Annotated in this window: 17 protein-coding genes and 3 pseudogenes; 5 read left to right on the top strand and 15 right to left on the bottom strand. The window is 59.9% G+C overall.

The features are described from left to right. Positions 1–108: 108 nt before the first annotated feature. Positions 109–1,869 carry a cation:proton antiporter gene (locus tag V6093_RS18010; protein ID WP_003253264.1) on the bottom strand — a complete coding sequence of 587 codons (1,761 nt, stop codon included), beginning with the start codon at positions 1,867–1,869 and terminating at the stop codon, positions 109–111. Between the two features lie 339 nt (positions 1,870–2,208). Here V6093_RS18010 and V6093_RS18005 point away from each other — a divergent pair, with 339 nt between their 5' ends. Next, positions 2,209–2,694 carry an acyl-CoA thioesterase gene (locus tag V6093_RS18005; RefSeq protein WP_003253263.1) on the top strand — a complete coding sequence of 162 codons (486 nt, stop codon included), beginning with the start codon at positions 2,209–2,211 and terminating at the stop codon, positions 2,692–2,694. Here V6093_RS18005 and pdxY read toward each other — a convergent pair. Then, the gene (pdxY, locus tag V6093_RS18000; RefSeq protein ID WP_406669574.1) at positions 2,691–3,563 is read right to left on the bottom strand and encodes a pyridoxal kinase PdxY; all 873 of its coding nucleotides are present in this window, start codon (positions 3,561–3,563) and stop codon (positions 2,691–2,693) included. The two genes, V6093_RS18005 and pdxY, sit on opposite strands and share 4 nt — an antisense overlap. A gap of 120 nt (positions 3,564–3,683) precedes the next feature. Between pdxY and V6093_RS17995 the strand changes: the two genes are divergently transcribed. Then, positions 3,684–4,076 carry a DUF3301 domain-containing protein gene (locus tag V6093_RS17995; protein ID WP_014861167.1) on the top strand — a complete coding sequence of 131 codons (393 nt, stop codon included), beginning with the start codon at positions 3,684–3,686 and terminating at the stop codon, positions 4,074–4,076. Here the strand turns inward: V6093_RS17995 and V6093_RS17990 are convergent, their stop codons facing one another. The 3 genes from V6093_RS17990 to zigA are packed head-to-tail and all read right to left on the bottom strand — an operon-like array spanning position 4,077 to position 6,920. Next, the gene (locus V6093_RS17990) at positions 4,077–5,048 is read right to left on the bottom strand and encodes a GTP-binding protein (RefSeq protein ID WP_108078758.1); all 972 of its coding nucleotides are present in this window, start codon (positions 5,046–5,048) and stop codon (positions 4,077–4,079) included. Positions 5,049–5,088: 40 nt separating this feature from the next. Then, on the bottom strand, positions 5,089–5,715 hold the full coding sequence (locus tag V6093_RS17985) for a DUF1826 domain-containing protein (RefSeq protein ID WP_012054130.1): 627 nt from the start codon (positions 5,713–5,715) through the stop codon (positions 5,089–5,091). Then, positions 5,712–6,920: a zinc metallochaperone GTPase ZigA gene (gene zigA / locus V6093_RS17980; protein WP_003253252.1), complete on the bottom strand. Its 1,209-nt coding sequence runs from the start codon at positions 6,918–6,920 to the stop codon at positions 5,712–5,714. Before zigA ends, V6093_RS17985 begins: the two co-directional genes overlap by 4 nt. Before the next feature lie 114 nt (positions 6,921–7,034). Between zigA and V6093_RS17975 the strand changes: the two genes are divergently transcribed. Further along, positions 7,035–7,415, top strand: coding sequence for a hypothetical protein (locus V6093_RS17975; protein WP_004575191.1), 381 nt, complete (start codon positions 7,035–7,037; stop codon positions 7,413–7,415). Between the two features lie 272 nt (positions 7,416–7,687). Here V6093_RS17975 and V6093_RS17970 read toward each other — a convergent pair whose 3' ends face one another. Continuing rightward, on the bottom strand, positions 7,688–8,215 hold the full coding sequence (locus tag V6093_RS17970; RefSeq protein ID WP_003253248.1) for a DUF3617 domain-containing protein: 528 nt from the start codon (positions 8,213–8,215) through the stop codon (positions 7,688–7,690). A gap of 132 nt (positions 8,216–8,347) precedes the next feature. Between V6093_RS17970 and cls the strand changes: the two genes are divergently transcribed. Continuing rightward, positions 8,348–9,787, top strand: a complete 1,440-nt coding sequence (gene cls / locus V6093_RS17965; RefSeq protein WP_003253247.1) for a cardiolipin synthase — start codon at positions 8,348–8,350, stop codon at positions 9,785–9,787. Between the two features lie 162 nt (positions 9,788–9,949). Here the strand turns inward: cls and cfaB are convergent, their stop codons facing one another. Continuing rightward, positions 9,950–11,134, bottom strand: a complete 1,185-nt coding sequence (gene cfaB, locus V6093_RS17960; RefSeq protein WP_004575189.1) for a C17 cyclopropane fatty acid synthase CfaB — start codon at positions 11,132–11,134, stop codon at positions 9,950–9,952. Positions 11,135–11,341: 207 nt separating this feature from the next. On the opposite strand from cfaB, the gene lpdA reads away from it, so the two are divergent. Further along, complete coding sequence (gene lpdA / locus V6093_RS17955; RefSeq protein ID WP_003253243.1) at positions 11,342–12,742, top strand: dihydrolipoyl dehydrogenase; 1,401 nt, start codon at positions 11,342–11,344, stop codon at positions 12,740–12,742. A gap of 111 nt (positions 12,743–12,853) precedes the next feature. Here lpdA and V6093_RS17950 read toward each other — a convergent pair. The 8 genes and pseudogenes from V6093_RS17950 to V6093_RS17915 form a co-directional block, all read right to left on the bottom strand. Beyond that, positions 12,854–13,054: pseudogene (locus tag V6093_RS17950) on the bottom strand (transketolase family protein); the annotation flags it as partial. Then, positions 13,039–13,272: pseudogene (locus tag V6093_RS17945) on the bottom strand (GABA permease); the annotation flags it as partial. The pseudogenes V6093_RS17945 and V6093_RS17950, both read right to left, overlap by 16 nt. Positions 13,273–13,419: 147 nt before the next feature. After that, entirely contained in the window at positions 13,420–14,577 is a 1,158-nt protein-coding gene (locus V6093_RS17940; protein WP_014861159.1) for an MFS transporter, read from the bottom strand. Positions 14,578–14,607: 30 nt separating this feature from the next. After that, entirely contained in the window at positions 14,608–14,979 is a 372-nt protein-coding gene (locus V6093_RS17935) for an ethanolamine utilization protein EutQ (protein ID WP_003253236.1), read from the bottom strand. Next, complete coding sequence (locus tag V6093_RS17930; RefSeq protein WP_406669573.1) at positions 14,976–16,304, bottom strand: NAD(P)/FAD-dependent oxidoreductase; 1,329 nt, start codon at positions 16,302–16,304, stop codon at positions 14,976–14,978. Before V6093_RS17930 ends, V6093_RS17935 begins: the two co-directional genes overlap by 4 nt. 9 nt (positions 16,305–16,313) lie before the next feature. Beyond that, positions 16,314–17,549 carry an NAD(P)/FAD-dependent oxidoreductase gene (locus V6093_RS17925; protein ID WP_223817420.1) on the bottom strand — a complete coding sequence of 412 codons (1,236 nt, stop codon included), beginning with the start codon at positions 17,547–17,549 and terminating at the stop codon, positions 16,314–16,316. Further along, a pseudogene (locus V6093_RS17920) lies at positions 17,538–17,699 on the bottom strand (rubredoxin); the annotation flags it as partial. The gene V6093_RS17925 and the pseudogene V6093_RS17920, both read right to left, overlap by 12 nt. Before the next feature lie 12 nt (positions 17,700–17,711). Next, a complete protein-coding gene (locus tag V6093_RS17915) occupies positions 17,712–19,157 on the bottom strand; it encodes an aldehyde dehydrogenase family protein (protein WP_010955853.1) in 1,446 nt (481 codons plus the stop codon). Between the last annotated feature and the right edge of the window lie 9 nt (positions 19,158–19,166).

Raw genomic sequence — 19,166 nt, 5'->3', positions numbered from 1 at the left:
CTCAGCGCCTCAAGGTCGTTAAAATCGCCAGGCTTTTTGCGCCTGGCGACATCGCCATAGCCCCATCTCCTCGGGCGGGCGAGATACCTTGCCCAGGGCGTAACCCCCTCAGTGCGAGTTCTCGCGACTGTTCTCCAGCGTCTCCAGCAACGCGATCTGCATGCGCGTGTGCACGCGGATAAACCAGCGCCACAACAACGCCACCACCACCGCAGCTACCACGGCAATCACCAGCAGCAATTCGCTGGTGGGCAGAATGCTGGCGGACAATGCCGACAGCAGCAGGAAAATCACCAGCAACGACAACAGCGGGATCACTTCGGCGATCACACGGCGCACGCGCTGGGTATGTCGCCCGGCCATTTCCGGCTTCACGCCCATCTCTGCCAGCAGCATCGAGAGTGCCTTTAGCTTGCGGTACGCAGCGATCAGGAATGGCAGTGACAGCAACAAAGCAGCCCCCCATATGACGGCCTTCTGCTGGCTGACATCGCTGACCCACTCACTGAGCCAATTGCCGATACGCCCTGCAAAGTAGCCGCCACTGAAGAAAATGGCGATCACCAGCGCCAGGTTCACCCCCACCTGCAACAGGATACGCCGGATCATCGCCGCCAGCATGGCACTCTCGCCCTGGGGCTGGATGTTGCGTAACCACTCGCCATACAACGACAACACGCGTGCGAGGCGGGCGGGCACCACATTGCCCAGTTTCTGCGACAACGGGTCAGCCGCGCGGATGAGGTAGGGCGTCAGCAGCGTAGTGATTGCCGATACTGCGACCGCCACCGGGTAAAGGAAGTCGCTGGTCACCTGCAGGGTCATGCCCAGCGCGGCAATGATGAAGGAGAACTCGCCAATCTGCGAAAGCCCCATGCCCACACGCAAAGACGTACGCCCGTCATTGCCGGCTATGAACGCCCCCATGCCGCAAGACAGCATTTTGCCCAGCACCACCGCCAGGGTGATGACAACGATAGGCCAGGCATAGTCGATCAGTACCTGAGGGTCGATCATCAGGCCGATGGCGACGAAGAAGATGGCACTGAACAGGTCGCGTACAGGCTCGATCAGGCGTTCGATCTTCAGCAACTGGCGTGATTCGGCCATGATTGCGCCAATCAGGAAAGCGCCTAGCACCATGCTGTACTCCAGCTTCACAACCAGCAGGCAGAAGCCGAAACACAGGCCCAGAACAGTGATCAGCAACATTTCGTTGCTTTCGAACTTGGCGACATAGGCCAGTAACCGCGGTACCAGCAAAATACCGATGACCAAGGCGACGATCATGAACAGCGACAGCTTGCCGACAGTGGAGAACACTTCGCCCGAGCTGACCGTGCCGCTGACCGCGATGCCCGACAGCAGGGCAATGATACCGATACCCAGAATGTCCTCGACGATCAGCACGCCGAAGATCAGCTGGGCAAAGCGCTCGTTCTTCATCTTCAAGTCGTTGAGCGCCTTGACGATGATGGTGGTGGAGGAAATGGCCAGGATGGCGCCCAGGAACAGTGAATCCATGGTGCTCCAGCCAAACCAGCGGCCAATCTCGAAACCGATCCAGATCATCAGGACGATTTCCAGGAACGCTGCGATAAACGCCGTGGCACCGACCTTGAACAGCTTGCGCAAGCTGAACTCGAGCCCCAGGCAGAACATCAGGAAGATCACCCCCAGTTCGGCGAGGGTCTTGATGGTGTCTTCGTCATGAATCAGGCCGAACGGCGGAGTGTGCGGGCCAATGATGAAGCCGGCGACAATGTAGCCCAGCACCACCGGCTGCTTGAAACGGTGAAAAAGAATGGTGACCACGCCAGCGACCAGCATGATGACTGCCAGGTCCTGGATGAAGCTGATGGCATGCATGGCGTGATACTCCTTTTCTCGTCTTGTGAATGCCTGGGCAGACCGCTCCTCTGCCGAGGCAAACCTGAGCGAGCAGCAAGTACATACTGTATTGAATCCGGGAACACCCACGTTGCATGGGCGTACTCAGGTTAACATCGCACCCCGCCGCAAAAAGCCAGTGCAATATGCAGAAACAGATCGGCTGGAAAAGCGCCGCTGATGGCATGATCAGCGTGACGATGATGCGCCAGCCAACGTCCCGTATCAGCAAGGCACATTCAAAAGAGGGGAACAGCAGTGTCAGCAGATAACGCCCTCCATTCGCCCGATTCAGCGCAACCTCACCGTGAGCACACTATGGAACCTGGAAACGCCCAGCTGAGCATGACCGTCCTGATGACCCCGGACATGGCCAACTTTTCTGGCAACGTACATGGCGGCACCCTGCTCAAGTACCTCGACGAAGTGGCTTATGCATGCGCCAGCCGTTATGCCGGCAGTTATGTGGTAACACTGTCGGTCGACCAGGTAATCTTCCGTGAACCCGTGCACGTGGGTGAACTGGTAACCTTCCTGGCGTCGGTCAACTACACCGGCAACACTTCGATGGAAGTTGGCATCAAAGTGGTGACCGAGAACATTCGCGAGCGCTCGGTGCGCCATTCCAACAGTTGCTTCTTCACCATGGTCGCGGTCGACGACAACCGCCGCCCGGTGCCGGTGCCGCCACGCCAGCCGCACAGCAGCGAAGAAAAGCGCCGCTTCCTGCAAGGCCAGCAGCGCCGGCAGATCCGCCAGGAACTGGAAAAGCGCTATCAGGACTTGAAAACCGACGCCATTTAAAGCGCCAGTAACTGCGCTTCGAAGCGCACCCGTGGGTGCGCAATGCGGTCCTGGGCCCGTACCAACTGCAATTCGTAGCTGGCGCAGGCCTGGGTTTCCAGCAGCACTTCATGCACTGCCGCAGCCGTGAATTCGAATGCCTGCACCCAGCTGTCGCCGAGCAGCACACGCGCCAGGAACAAGCCTGAGGTCAGGTCACCCACCCCCACCGGCTGACGCGGAAACGCCAGCAGTGGGCGGCGCAAGTGCCAGCTGTGCTCGGCGGTCACCAGCAGCATTTCGAACTGTTCTTCGGCCCGCCCGGGGTACGCCAGGTGCTTGACCAGTACAACCTGCGGCCCACGCTGCAGCAGGCTGCGCGCCATGTTCACGCAATCCTCCAGCGACTGGGCGCGGCGCCCACAGAAGCTGTCCAACTCCAGCTGGTTGGGGCACAGGATGTCCGCCGTGGCTGCAGCCTCGTCAAGCAGGAACTCACTGACTTCGGGCGGCACGATGCAGCCCTTTTCCGGGTGCCCCATGACCGGGTCGCACAGGTATAACGCTTTTTGGTTTACCGCCTTGATCCGCTCGACACCGGCCAGGATCGCTCGCCCTTGTTCGGCACTGCCCAGGTAGCCGGAAAGCACTGCATCGCAGTGGCCCAGCTCACCGATGTTGGAAATGCCTTCCACCAACGCAGGAATTTGCGCTGGGGCAAGCACTTCGCCCGCCCACTGGCCATACTGTGTGTGATTGGAGAACTGCACGGTATTGAGTGGCCAGGCATTGACCCCGATACGCTGCATGGGGAATACCGCGGCGCTGTTGCCGGCGTGGCCGAACACCACGTGGGACTGAATGGCGAGCAGGTGCGGGGTACGTTTCATGCGGGAGGTTTCCAAAGCTGTTTCTAGGATTGTGCGCAGCGCAGTATGAACTCGATTGCTACCTGTACGACAGGCCAGGAACGCAGTTAAGCTGGATCTACCTGTTTGGAGCATATGCAAATGTTGACCCTGGAGAACCTCTTCGTCCTGATGCTGGTAGCCACGGCAGGCGCCTGGTTGTGGCATAACCATGGGTTGCGTGAAAAGGCCCTGGAACGGGTCAAACAGCATTGCGCCAAACTCGACCTGGAGTTGCTTGACGATGCCGTAGCGCTCAAGCGCATCGCCTTTGTCCGGGATGCCAATGGCCGCAAGCGCCTGGCACGCGTCTATGCCTTCGAATTCACCGTCACGGGTGAGCAACGTCACCCCGGCACCGCGACCCAGTTCGGCGCCCACAGTGTGCAGATCGAGCTGGCGCCCTACCCGTTCGAAATCAAGACCCCACCGCGCGCCGGCAACGTCATAGAGATGCAGCAATGGCGCCAGGAGCATAACCGCTGGCGCAACTGATCAACTGACGCGACATTCATCCAACCCGGCTTGCAATGCGGGTTGCGGTTGCGGCTGATCGAAAATCAGCTCGATACGCGTGTCCTTCCGCCAGTCGCTGGGCTGCCAAGCGGGCATATCCCCATTCAGCCCATTGAATGACCACCAGCCCTCCATGCTGTGGATAACTCCCTTGGCCCGTCGCCATGGCCAAGCACACAAGAAAGCCTTTAGCCGCTGTGGATAAAACTGTTGGCCAGGGTGCCACCGCCAGCCAATACTCCAACCACCCTCCCCCTGCTGGGCAAGGCAAATCGGTTGACTCGGGTCAGCCCACAGTGCTGCTGGAGCGATTCCAGGATTGTCGACAATCCTGTTTTTCAAGAATGGGCTGTCAACAATCTGTGGAGATACCGTCGGGAGGCCGGACAAAGGCAACTGCCCCTGCACAGTCCACATGATCTTCTTTTCTTTAAATTTATTACTTATCAACAACTTATGTATTTCATCCACAGCCTCTGACTTATTGAAAACCACGCTTTCAGAGGCGTTGAAAGCCTGCTGTTGAGACTCTGGAAGAGGCTCGTTTCGAGCCATGGCCTGGGCATCCACAACCATGATGAGTGGCTGAATTGTCAGCACTCCAACCCAAGGCGCTTGTTGCAGCTGAGCCAGCAGCTGCAAGGGATGGCCCAGGCCGGAAGGTTCGATAAACAGCCGGTCAGGCCGCGATTTGCGCAGCAGTCGTCCCAGGCCCACCTGGAACGGCATGCCGTTGACGCAGCACAGGCAGCCGCCTGCGACCTCGCCGATGGCGATGCCGTCTTCGTCACGGCTGAGTAAGGCCGCATCCAGGCCGACAAGGCCGAACTCGTTGATCAATACCGCCCAGCGCTCGTTGGCTGGGCGCTGAGCCAGCAAGTGACGGATCAGCGTGGTCTTGCCAGCACCAAGCGGGCCGGCAATTACATGGGTGGGAATGTTCTGCAGCATGGGGTGGCTTCAGGCGGCGGTGATGCCTCACTATGCGCCGTCAGGCCAGCCAGTCAAGGCTGAGCAGCAAACGCCCCCGCTGCGTAGAAGGGGACCGATGCACCAGGCCTGCCCCTTCGTTACCCTGCCATTTTTCGCCTTTAAGTACCGCAACCTCGGCGGCCTGCAGGTGTTGGATGTTATCCACAGGTGGCTGAGCTGTGTGTAACTCTCCACGACAGCTATCCCGCTCTTGCAACCACTCACTACCTGGGCCGACGTAAGTGGTGAGCAAGCGCAACGGTACGTTATCCACATGGAAGCGTGGGCACATCGGAGCGTTCAACACGCGCAAGCGCAAACCGACCCGTCGTGCGCCAACCAGACAGGTATAAGCCGCCACCAACCACGTCACATCAGCAACGAAAGCTTCATACCCATGCAAATCCGCCGCTTCACGCAGCAGATCTGGCAATACCGGCTTCTGCTCCTCGTTCACATCAATCACCCGCTGATCAGCCAAGGGCTGGCCAAGGCTGATCACCAGTGCGGCAAAGTCCTCCAGTTGTGCCGGCAAGCGCCGCCGCCAGACGGCCAGGTTCACGCCATCCTGCAGCACTTCGGCCAGCACTTGAGGCGTCTCGCCAAACACCTGAAAGATATCCACAGGTCGGTGAGCCAGGTTCATGCTGCCGCTTCCTCATGCCATGGGCCAAATGGGTCAGGTAAACGCAGCCAGCCCATGTGACCCAAGCCCATTTCTTGATCCGTCAACAGGCATGCATCCAGGGCTGTGGATAATTTTTCGACGTCGATATTCTGCCCAATAAACACCAACTCCTGCCGGCAGTCACCGGTGTCGGCGGTCCAGTGTTTCAAGATCGCATTCGTGTTATCCACATCCTGTGGCCACTGCTCGCGTGGCACGAAGCGCCACCAGCGGCCAGCCAGACCATGGCGCATCATGCCGCCCGCTTGCGACCAGCTGCCAGCTTCCTGATATTTGCTGGCCAACCAGAAAAACCCTTTGGAACGCAGCAGCCTTCCGTTTTCCCAGTCCTTGTGGATAAAGTCGTAAAAGCGCTGTGGATGAAGCGGGCGTCGAGCCTGCCAGGTCATGGCCGCGATACCGTACTCTTCGGTTTCTGGTACATGTTCACCGCGCAGCTCCTGCAACCAGCCTGGTGCCTGGGCCGCTTGATCGAAGTCGAACAGCCCGGTGTTGAGGATCCGTGCCAGCGGCACTTGGCCCATGACCATGGGTACGATCTGCGCCCGGGCATTGAGGCTGCGCAAAATGGCGATGAGTTCTTCGCGCTCATGTTGGCTGATCAGGTCGATCTTGCTCAGCAGCAGTACATCTGCGAACTCGACCTGTTCGATCAGCAAATCACTGATCGACCGCTCGTCTTCTTCGCCCAACGTTTCACCACGGCTGGCCAGGCTCTCTGCTGCTTGATAGTCGCGCAGGAAGTTCAAGCCATCGACCACGGTGACCATGGTGTCCAGTCGCGCCATATCGGACAGACTGCGACCCAGCTCGTCACGGAAAGTGAAGGTCTCAGCCACTGGCAGTGGCTCAGAGATACCGGTGGATTCGATCAACAAATAATCGAAACGTCCCTCTTCGGCCAGCCGTGCAACCTCCTCAAGCAGGTCTTCGCGCAACGTGCAGCAAATGCAGCCGTTGCTCATCTCGACCAGTTTCTCCTCAGCGCGGTTGAGGCTGACATTGCGCTGCACCTCACTGGCATCGATGTTGATTTCACTCATATCGTTGACGATTACCGCCACCCGCAGGTTGTCGCGGTTGCGCAGCACATGGTTGAGCAGCGTGCTCTTGCCGGCGCCCAAAAAGCCGGACAGCACGGTGACGGGAAGACGATTGGACATGGCGAACCCCTTCAGGCAGACGCATTCGAAGCGATGCATTGCACAATGTTATAAAGTAACAATACAATTTCGCCAAGTGGTTCTCGACGGACGAGTGCTCACAGGGGATGAAAAATGAATCTGCCACGCGTCATGGCATTGCTGGTGCTCACCATGCCTGCCTCGCTGTTGGCCATGCCGCAAAACGGTGCATTGGCCCTTTGTACGCGAAGCGCGACGCTGCTCGCTTGCCAGGACGGCAAAGGCAACTACTACAGCGTGCGCACCGAAGGCAGCACGTTCTACCTTCGCGGCTATGACTTCAGCAGCCGCCGACTATGGGCGCAAACCAACAGCCGCTATGGCACGTTGACTTTTTTTACCGGCCTGGCCAGCAATGGTGAGGCCTGGGTGGGTTACAGCCGCCGAGTAGGCTGGACCACCTTGAACCGCGTATCGAGTTCCAGTGGGGAGCGCTTCAAGCTGCATTGCAGCTTGATCGAGGGCTGCCGTTGATGCCTTCTTTTGTTTTGAAGGCTTTGCCTCTACTGCCGCCTATTTGCACATCAGCTTCGAGCGCTAGCTGAAAACGCCTGCCTTGATCAGCCGTTCTCAGGCCGAAAAGCTATGCCTTAACCGCGTCGAGGCAAGGATTGAAAACGAAATGTTCCACGTGGAACTATTCGTTTCCCTACCGACTTCTGGAACTGGCCATGCTCGGCTGCTCGAACGGCAACAGAGGCTGCATGCCCACGACGCGGTTGCCACCAGCCAGTGGCAATGGAACTTCAGCTGCGCGGTTTGACTGTCCCGCAGTCATTGCCTAGCCACACCGCACGCGTGTTCATGCTGCCTTGCTGCTGCACACCCGAAGCGTTGAACGTGCCACTGACCTGGGTGGTGAATTCCCGATCACTGAGAAATGTAGCCTGGCCACTACCCTGTGCCTTCGGGCAGCTGAACTGGAATTTCCACACGTTACCGGTACGGTCGGTAATCTTCTGAGTGCAGCCCGATTTCGGGTCCTGCAGCGGAATGTCATTCGTTGCCACCTGTTCTGGTGTCAGGCACGAACGCACACCCTTGCCACCTACACTGACCCCTTGTTTGGCCAACACCCCCTCCATCATTGCGCGCTGCTCTGGCGGCAGGTTCTTCAACTGGCCAAGCATGAATTCCATGTCGGGTAGCGGCTTGCCATCGACCTGCATGTTGCTGGTGGTCAGCTCCCACAACCCCGGTTGCAGCATCTGGGCTTGCACCAGCGGACTGCTCATGCCTAGGGCCAACGCCAACAGTGGCAGACGAATCTTCATGGACGAACGCTCCTGGAAAAAAACCGGTCAAACGGGCCGGACTGAGCCTTAGACGCCAAATCCGCCTGCGGGTTGCAGGCGGACCGGGAACGTGTTCTGTTACCTCAAGTGTACTCGGCAAGCAGGATGCATATGGATTACCACAGCCCCTACTTCTTTGGTTACCTACTCGGCCTGATCCATCTGCTGGGTATAGTCGCCGCACTGCATGCGCTGTTCACCGTGCGGACAGCTCAGGGTGCCATTGCGTGGGCGATGCCCTTGCTCTTCATCCCCTACCTCACCTTGATCCCCTACCTGATCTTCGGCGCCCGCTCGTTCTACGCCTACATCAAGGCTCGGCGTCAGGCCAACCAGGAAATGCACGTGGCCATGGCCAACCTCAACTGGCGACCTTGGGTTGAAGAAGCCCTTACCGCCCGCGAGTCCGAAAGCTACGCCGCGTTGCGAGCGATGCCCAAGCTGGGTCGCATGCCATGCCTGGCAAATAACCAGGTAAAACTGCTGATCAATGGCAAGGCCACCTTCGATGCCATCTTCGCAGCCATCGAAAAAGCACGCGATGTTGTATTGGTGCAGTTCTTCATCATTCATGACGACACCCTCGGCAAGGCACTGCAGCAACTTTTGCTACGCAAAGCCGCCGAAGGCGTGCAGGTGTTCGTGCTGTACGACCGTGTCGGCAGCCACGCCTTGCCGGCCAGCTACAGCCAGATGCTGCGTGACGGCGGCGTGCAGATCCATGCATTCGCCACCCGTCGCGGCTGGTTCAACCGCTTCCAGGTGAACTTCCGCAACCATCGCAAGATTGTGGTGGTGGATGGCTTGCTCGGCTTCATTGGCGGTCACAACGTGGGAGACGAGTATTTGGGTGAACACCCACAGCTTTCACCCTGGCGTGACACCCACGTACAGATCAGCGGGCCGGTACTGGCCTGCCTGCAAGAGTCGTTCGCCGAGGACTGGTATTGGGCCACGCGCCAGCTACCGCCGCTGATCCTGCCCGATACGTACCCGGACAACGGTGTGCTGTGTCAGGCCTTGGCCAGCGGCCCGGCAGACCCACAAGAAACCTGCTCGCTGTTCTTCCTTGAGGCGATTCATTCGGCCACCCGCAGGGTGTGGATCACCAGCCCCTACTTCATCCCTGACGAGGCCGTGTTCGCCGCCTTGCGGCTGGCGGTACTACGAGGAGTCGATGTGCGGGTGCTCATCCCGTCACGGCCGGACCACCGCATCGTCTACGCCGCCTCCAGCCTGTTTGCCTTCGAAGCGGTGCGCGCGGGGGTACGTATGTTCCGTTACCAACCCGGGTTTCTGCATCAGAAGGTGGTGCTGGTGGATGATGACGTCAGCGCGATTGGGAGTGCCAACCTGGACAACCGCTCGTTCCGTCTGAACTTCGAGATTACCCTGCTGACAGTCGATCGCGGCTTCGCCGACCAGGTCGAGCACATGCTCCACGAAGACTTCGAACACGCGCGGGAAATTACTGCAGAAGACACCCAAGACACCCATCGACTACAGCAGTTGGGGATGCGGATTGCGCGGCTGATATCGCCGATTCTTTAAGGTGAGCACGCCCGTTGTGAGAGCGACCTTTACCGCGAAAGGGCCGTAACGCGGCCCCAGCAATATAGGCTGCACAGATGAAATGCAGGGGCCGCATTGCGGCCCTTTCGCAACACAAGGCCACTCCTGCAAAGCCATATCAGCGCTGTGACACTTACGATGTCAGCGGTACAGGTCTTCCCGCGTCCAAGGCAGGTCATGATGCCCGTCGGCGTATGGCTTCACGGCCAATATCTGGTGCAGGTTGATCCAGCCCTTCTGAAAGGCGTAGGCACACCCGGCCAAGTACAAACGCCAGATCCGCAGGGTCTTCTCAGGCACCAGCGCTGCCGCCTTGTGCAATTGGTTCTCCAGGTTCTCGCTCCAGTGGTGCAAGGTTTTAGCGTAGTGCAGGCGCAGGCTCTCCACGTCCACCACCTCCAGCCCGGCTTCACAGATACTGGCGCTGATCATCGACAGGTGCGGCAGCTCGCCGTGGGGGAATACATAGCGATCGATGAACTCACCCGCCCCACGCCCGACCGGTCGGCCATCGACGTGCTTGGCAGTGATGCCGTGGTTCATCACCAGCCCCCCTTCCCTCACCGCCCCGAACAGCTTCTGGCAATACAGCGCCAGGTTGGCATGCCCGACATGCTCGAACATACCCACGCTGACAACCTTGTCGAAGCGACCATCCTGGGGTAGATCGCGGTAATCGAGAATCTGCAGGTCGACCTTGTCGGCAAGCCCTTCCGCTTGCACACGCTTGCGGCCGAGCTTCAATTGCTCCTTGCTCAGGGTAATGCCGAACACCTTGGCGCCATATTCACGGGCAGCGAACCGCGCCAGCCCACCCCAGCCACAGCCAACATCGAGCAGGTAGTCACCGGCATCCAGTCGCAGCTTGCGGCACAGGTGGTCAAACTTGTCCTGCTGCGCCTGGTCGAGCGTATTGTCCGGCTCACGGAAGTAGGCGCAAGAATAGGCCATGTCCTGGTCCAGCCAAAGCTGGTAGAACGCGTTGGACACGTCATAGTGGTAGGAGATGGCTTTGGCGTCGGTGCTCTTGTCATGAGACAAACGGGGCGGCGGCGTTTCATCCTCATCCGCCAGCAGCGCTTCGCTCAGCTCGTCGCACACGCGGATAGCCTCACCGATATCGCCTTCCAGCTCCAGCTTGCCTTCGACGAATGCGGTGCCCAGTTGGTCCATGCTTGGGTGGGTCAACTGGCTGATCAGCTGCGGTTCCTTCACCAGAATGGTGACCTGAGGACTAGGCCCAAGATCAATCTGGTTACCGTCCCACAGCTTCAGCCTCAGCGGCAGATGCAAGCTCTGCAATGCAGGTGGAAGTTGAGCAAGCATGAAACACCCCTCCTGTCCGTAATTAGCCACGACGCCTAATATTTCGAACGTCGCCGGATCAGAGTAGTTCATCTGTGGGATGTTTCCTCTAAACAAGACCATGGTCTAGAACCAACTGATCTTATCCATACAGCAGATTGTATACAATCTCTGCATCTCAGCTTAACCTTGTGCCCTCTCGCGCTTCTACATCCTGGAGTTGAACCCATGAAATCCTATGACGTGGTGATCATCGGCGGTGGCCCTGGTGGCTATAACGCAGCCATCCGCGCTGGCCAGTTGGGCCTGAGCGTTGCCTGCGTGGAAGGCCGCTCGACCTTGGGCGGTACCTGCCTGAACGTCGGCTGCATGCCATCCAAGGCACTGCTGCATGCTTCGGAGCTTTACGAAGCTGCCAGCGGTGACGAGTTCGCCCACCTCGGTATCGAAGTAAAGCCCACCCTCAACCTCGCCCAGATGATGAAACAGAAGGATGAGAGCGTGACAGGCCTGACCAAGGGCATCGAATACCTGTTTCGCAAGAACAAGGTCGAGTGGATCAAAGGCTGGGGCCGCCTGGATGGCATCGGCAAGGTCGTGGTCAAGGCCGAAGACGGTAGCGAAACCGCGTTGCAGGCCAAGGACATCGTCATTGCCACCGGCTCTGAGCCCACCCCTCTGCCAGGTGTGACCGTCGACAACCAGCGCATTATCGACTCGACCGGCGCGCTGTCGCTGCCGCAAGTGCCCAAGCACCTGGTCGTCATCGGTGCTGGCGTGATCGGTCTTGAGCTGGGTTCGGTCTGGCGCCGCCTGGGTAGCCAGGTCACTGTCATCGAATACCTGGACCGCATCTGCCCAGGCACTGACACGGAAACGGCCAAGGCCCTGCAGAAGGCGCTCGCCAAGCAAGGCATGGTGTTCAAGCTGGGCAGTAAAGTGACTCAGGCTACCGCAGGTGCCGATGGCGTCAGCCTGACGCTGGAGCCTGCCGCCGGTGGTACCGCAGAATCGCTGCAAGCCGATTACGTGCTGGTGGCTATCGGCCGCCGCCCTTATACCAAAGGGCTGAACCTGGAAAGCGTGGGCCTGGAAGCCGACAAGCGCGGCATGCTCGGCAACGAGCACCACCGTACCTCAGTGCCGGGTGTCTGGGTGATTGGCGACGTCACTTCGGGCCCGATGCTGGCGCACAAGGCCGAAGACGAAGCGGTGGCCTGTATCGAACGCATCGCCGGCAAGCCCCACGAGGTCAACTACAACCTCATCCCTGGGGTGATCTATACCCGCCCGGAGATGGCCACTGTGGGCAAGACTGAAGAGCAGCTCAAGGCCGAAGGGCGTGCCTACAAGGTTGGCAAGTTCCCCTTCACCGCCAACAGCCGTGCCAAGATCAACCACGAGACCGAAGGCTTCGCCAAGGTCATCGCCGATGCCGAAACCGATGAAGTACTGGGTGTGCACCTGGTGGGCCCAAGCGTCAGCGAGATGATTGGTGAGTTCTGCGTGGCTATGGAGTTCTCGGCCTCGGCAGAAGATATCGCCCTCACCTGCCACCCTCACCCGACGCGCTCCGAGGCCCTGCGCCAGGCGGCGATGAATGTGGATGGCATGGCCATGCAAATCTGACGAGCCCCATTCGCTGCGTCAGGCCATGCCCTTGCCTTCGGCATTCGCTTTGCGGGCATACAGGGATAGAGCCGCCTTCAATTCCGGCCGGCTCTATCTTCAGGTATCAAGTCACAGCCAAGCCTTGATCTGCGCGCTCACTGCATCGGTGGAGATACCGTAGCGGTCATGCAGCGTCGGCAGAGCGCCGGCATCGAGGAAGGCATCGGGCAAGGCGATCTGGCGGAATGTCGGCGTTACCCCGTTGCGCAGCAGCAGGCCCGCCACCGCTTCGCCCAGGCCGCCGATGATCGAATGGTTTTCGGCGGTGACACTGCCATCTCGCCAAGCATTCGCATTACCAGCACCACCAGAGCGCCAGCAAGCGCATAGGCAATGATTGCTGCCGGACCTGCCGCAGCGATCGCCTGTTCGGACCCTACGAACAAATCCGCGCCGATCACACCGGCAATCGACAACATGGTCACATGTCGAGGCTTGAATCCCTGAGCCAACTGATCGCTGGCTTTCCCAGACGTCGTCATAGTCATTATGGTCCCTGCTTTTGCTCTTGTTATGGGTAGGGTGCAGTGCCAGGGGCACTTCACCGCTTAACCATAGAGAGCGAAAACAGGGCTCAATTAACTGGTTCGGACATCAAATGGAGTGAGGCGGACATATCCCTGGGCTCCGACGTTTCATGACAACCTTGCCAATGACACATCAACGCCGGATTTATTCCTTATAAAGCAAACAACCATAGCCGTTACACCAATGCCGAACAGATACAGTGCTTGTGGACCGGCATGCTCCATCATCGCCCCTGCAACCAGCGGGCCGATGGTCGCGCCGATACCAAAGGTCATCAGCAGCACTCCGGCCAGCGATACACGCAGTTCCGGCTCTAGGTTGTCATTGGCATGGGCAACGCCCAGCGGATACAAACAGAACTGCAAGAAGCCGATGGCAGCCCCGGCCAACATGATCCACAGCTGCCCTGATGCCAGCCCGAAGGCCAGCGGCAAATAGGCTATGCACAGCAATGCAGCGGTAGCGCGGATCAAGGTGATGCGGGAAATATGATCCGACAGTTTACCCAGCGGTAGTTGTGCTAGAAGCCCGGCGGCAATGCTGACAGCCATGAACTGCCCGACCTGCGCCGGACTAAAGCCCAGTTGCGCAGCAAAGATCGGCGTCAGCCCATACAGGCAACCGTTCAGCAATCCCGAGGCAAGAATCGTGAACAACGATTGAGGAAGTCTACGCAGGTACAGCAAGGGTTTGATCCGGGCCTGGTTGATGTTGCTCGGCTGGGTACCGTTGTGCAGAGCCACGGGGATCAAACCAATGGCAAAAGCCATGGCCACGCCCGTCAACGCCAAGGTGTGCAGCCCATCTCCCAGACTGAGCATCAATTGCCCTAGCATCATGCCGACATAGCTGGCCACCATGTACAGCGACATGGCGCCGCCTCGCCGGCTGACCGGTGCGCAGTCGTTGAGCCAGCTCTCGATGACCATCAATTGGCCCATCATTGCAGCACCAACGACAAATCGCAGGGCAAGCCACAGCAGTAAGCCATCACTGAGCTGGTGCGAGAGCACCGCAGTGACAATCACCCCGGCGCTCACCACAAAGGCCCGAGCATGGCCGACCAGGCCAATCAGCCAATAACCGGAGCGGGCTCCCAACACCATGCCCAGCGCGTTGGCGGCCATAAGCGCACCACCCCATACCTGCGCCACACCGGAAGCATTCAGGCGCAGTGCCAGGTAGGTCATCAGCAGGCTGGAACCCAGCTGCATCAACAAGGCAGCGACATAAATCGTGCCGAACCGTTTGGATAATGCGAACAATTGGATTCCCCAGATCAGGGTGGTCGGTAGTCAGGCAAGGCCGTGGCGCTGTTTCCAATCACCCGGGTACACCACATAACCGAACAGCGCGTGGCCTGCGTACACCAGCTCCGTGCCTTCGGGAATCCACAGCACCTGACCTGGCGACACGCGGTACACCTCGCCGTTGGCCTGGAGTTCAAAACAGCCCTCAATGACAAAAATCACTTCGTCATAGAGCACCGTCCAGGCCACTTCAGCACCTTCCCAGCGGGCAAAGCCGATACCCAGGTTGGGCGACACCTCATTACTGACAGCACGCGCTACCGAGGCGCCGCCAGGCGGCCCGCCCCGGTGGACAAAGTCCAGGTTCCGGTGGTCGACTAGACGCACCGGGCCTTTTCCGCTGAGTGTGCGGGTCATACTTCGCTCCTACTGTTGAACGCGGCCCAGCGGATCCGGGCCCGCACCCCCATACCCAAGAACGGCTCAGGCGGGTTACGGGAGGGCAGGCCAGTCACTGCGCGGATGTCACTCAATTGCTGGGAGTCCGCCCCCACCGCCATGTCTGCCAGGAGCGTTCCGGAAATGGTGCCCCAGGCCGCGCCCACGCCGTTGTCGCAGGCGGTGGCGTAAACACCCTGATCGAGTTGGCCGAAATAGTTGGTAAAGTTGCGTGAGATCGCATAGACCCCACCCCAGGTATGGGTAAACGGCACTTGGGCCAGTTGCGGATAGCGCGCCTCGAAGGCCTTGCGATGGTCATCGCGAATCTTGTTGTGGGTAGCATCGGTTACGCTGCGACCGTAGCGAGGGACATGCTTGTAGGTATTGCGGATGATCAGGCGCCGGTCCTGGGTCATTCGTACGGTGGTACCGGCGTGGTCGGCAGGGGTGAGGCCCCAGTCGGCCTGGGCACCAACCGTCGCCATCTCGACGTCGCTCAGTGGTCGCGTCCAACTGGCGAAGGTCATCACCGGCAGGAGTCGGTTGCGCAAGTAGCCGAACTCCTGGGTGAAGATGCTCGTGCCCAGCAATACCTGCGGGCTCCGGATCAGCCCGTTGTCGCCCCGCACCAGCCACGTGCCGCAGGGGTCTTTCTGGAGTGTGCGGATTGGCGACTCTTCAAGCACTTCGACGTTGCCGGGAAGCGAATTACCCAGGCCACGTACCAGGGCAGCAGGCTGCATCAGGTAGCAACCGGGGGTGTAGATGGCGCGGCTGTAGTAGCGGCTACCGAGTACACCGGCTAGTTCGTCACGCCCGACCACGCGATAGGGCTCACCCAGGTCGGCCATCAGTTTTTCAAAGTGATCCAGATAACCCTGGCCACGTTCTCCCACCGCGCCCTGGTATTTTCCCGCATGGGACCACTGGCATTCGATGCCGTGACGGCCGATCAATGTTTGCAGTTGATCGATGGCTGAGCGGTTTAGGCCCAAGAGCCGTTGTTTATGCTGAGGATCGGGATGTTCGAGGGCGAATTTGTGCGGCAGGTCGATGACGAAACCCGAGTTGCGCCCGGAGGCGCCGTAGGCGATTCGCTGGGCATCTACCAAAACAATGCGCGACTGCGGCAGGTGCTCGGCCAGGCGCCGTGCGGCGGCAAGCCCAGCAAAGCCAGCACCGATCACCACATAATCGGCGTTATGTTCGCCACTTAGGCGCTTGCTCGGCGCCTGTTCAGGCAGCGCGGCATACCAGCCGCAATTGCGGTCATCGTGAGGCAGATTGACGATACTGTTCATGGTTCAGCCTCAGGCCACATTTTGTTGGGTGTCCTGGCAGTTTTGCAGCCAGGTATTTCGTTGCATTTGTGCCTGACGGCCGAGCAGCACGAACCCGCGCAGGGCACCTGCGTGGTCATGAAACGCAGCGCTCAATCCATCGCTGGTCGCATCGCAGCGCCATTGGCCCTCGCAACCACCGGGAGGTGTCAGCAGGCACAGAGGGGCGACCGGGGTTTTCACCGTCACGGGCGCCAATGGGTAGTGGGCGGCGGTCGGTTGGCCCAGCAAGGTCTTGGCGAGGGCACGAATGCCTTCGTTGATCGGCGCGAGGTAAGGCAGCAACTGGCCGTTGATCTCGACGCAATCGCCCAAGGCATAGATGCCCGGTTGTGAGGTCTGTAGTTGTGCGTCGACCTTGATCCCGCGGCCACAGTCCAGGCCGGCTTCCAGCGCCAGCTCAAGGTTGGGGCGCAAGCCCACTGCACTGAGCACCAGGTCTGCACCGACGACCTGACCGTCGGCAAGGGTCAGTCGGTAGCCTTCGCCGTCCGGCTCGATGCACTGCAAGGTGGTACGCAGGCTCCATTGCACCCCCAACCCCGATAGCGCTTGCTGCAAGTGCTGGCCTGCCGCCTCGGGCAGCAGGCGTTCCATGGGCCAGGCACCCAGGCCGATTACCCGAACCTGATAGCCATTGCTCGCAAGGTCGTTGGCAAACTCGCAGCCGATCAAACCGTCGCCCAGAATGGCCACTCTGCGCACGCCATCAAGGCGTTGGCGGAACGCCTGGTAATCCTGCAGGTTGTTGACACTGAGCAGTGCCTCGGCGCGGCCCTCGATAGGCAACCGCACGGGAGAAGCACCACTGGCTAGCACCAGTTGACCGTAGTCCATTTCGCCGAGGCTGGTGTACAAGCGCTGCGCCTGGGCATCGATGCGTTCGACTTTGCAGCCGGTATAGATACGAATGCCAAGCCTCTGTTCGATCGCCAGCGGCGTTTCGGTGGCCAGGGCTGCGGCGGTGCGCCCCTGAGCCAGGGCGATGGATAGCGCGGGCTTGGAATAAAGATGGCCCGACTCCTGGGTCAGTACGCGAATCTCCAACTGCGGGGCGGCCTTGCGCAGGGCCTGTGCCAGGCCGTAGCCGGCATGGCCGCTACCGATGATGACCACCGGTTGGGCGGGACGAGCGGTAACCAGTGGTTGCGCCTGGATAACCGGCGCGGTAGCCACTGCTGCGATCGGGGTGCTGAGTTCGATCATTTCAAAGTCGGCTTTGCCGACCTTGCACTCAGGGCATAGCCAGTCTTCGGGCACGTCCTCCCAGCGGGTACCGGGGGCAATGCCGTCGTCGGGCCAACCTTTGGCTTCGTCGTAGATCAGACCACAGATGATGCAGAGCCAGGTTTTCATCATGCTGCCTCCTCACTCGCCCTTGATACGCACGGCCAGGTTCTTGGTCCTGACGTAGCTGTAGAGCGCCTCCTGGCCTTTTTCCCGTCCGAAGCCCGAGAGCCCGACGCCGCCGAACGGCGTTTCGATGCCACCGGCATACCATTCGTTGACGAACACCTGGCCGGTGCACAGTCGCCGGGCACAGCGCAGGGCGCGATTGAGGTCCTGGGTGAATACGCCGGCCACCAGACCGAACACGGTGCCGTTGGCAATGGCGAGGGCCTCCTCTTCGCTGTCGAAGGGAATTACTGCCAGCACAGGGCCGAAGACTTCAGTCTGGGCTATCTCCATCTGCGCAGTCACATCGCGCAATACGGTTGGCGCCATGTAATGCCCGCTCAGGCCGCTGATGGCCTCGCCGCCGGTTGCGACCACCGCGCCTTGCTGCTGGGCACGTCGGCACAAGGCCTCGATGCCTTCGAGCTGAGCAGCAGAAATCACGGGGGTGTGGTCAGGGTTGTCCTGGCCCAGGCCCACGGTCAGCCCCTCGGCCATCGCTACCACGTCAGCTACAACCTCGTCGTAGATAGAGCGATGTACCAGCAAGCGCGACATGGCAGAGCACACCTGGCCGGCATTGAAGAAGATGCCGCTTTTAACGCTACTGATCAGTTGCTCACGATCGGCATCCGGGAACACTAGGGCCGCCGACTTCCCGCCCAGCTCCATGACGCTGGGAATCGCGTGTTCGGCGGCACTGCGCAGAATGCTCTGGCCGGTGCCGACGGAACCTGTGAAGACGATCTGGTCGACATCGCGATGGCCGGCCAGGTAGGCACCCACTTCACGACCACGGCCGCAGATCAGATTGACGGCCCCCTGTGGCAGGCCGGCACGCTCGATGGCCTGCATCAGCACGCACAGGCCCAGTGGCGACAGTTCCGGCGACTTGATCACTACCGCGTTGCCGGCCGCCAAGGCAGGGGCCAGGGAGCGGGCGCAGATGGATACCGGGAAATTCCACGGCACGATCTGCAGCGACACGCCCAAGGGGTCGTAGACGGTGAAATCTATGTAGCCGTCGCCCAGCGGAATCGACTTCCCTTCGATCTTGTCGGCCATGCCGGCGTAGTATTCGAAGTAGCGCGCGGCCTCGATGAATTCGTCACGGGCATCACGCAGGCTCTTGCCGTTTTCCTGGCAAAGCACCCACGCCCCTTCGTCGGTGATCGCACGAATCTGCGCGGCAACCTCAAGCAACCAGGTCACCCGCTGCGCAGGACGCACACGGTTCAGAGCGTTGCTGTCAGCACAGCGCCGAGCCGCCTGCAGGGCGCATTCGGCGTCGGCCACACTGGCTTGGGCGATGGTCGCCACAAGGTCCGTGGTGCCAGGGTTGTGGATGCTCAGGTGCTGCTCACTGTCGGTCCACTGGCCGTCGATGAAGTTCAGCCAGTGCGGAGCTATCGGATGCATGATGATCAC

The organism is Pseudomonas putida group bacterium ESBL64 (assembly GCF_045277175.1).
GTDB lineage: Bacteria > Pseudomonadota > Gammaproteobacteria > Pseudomonadales > Pseudomonadaceae > Aquipseudomonas > Aquipseudomonas alloputida.
The sequence above is the reverse complement of the archived record's forward strand: the minus strand, read 5'-3'. Positions and strand labels throughout refer to the sequence as shown.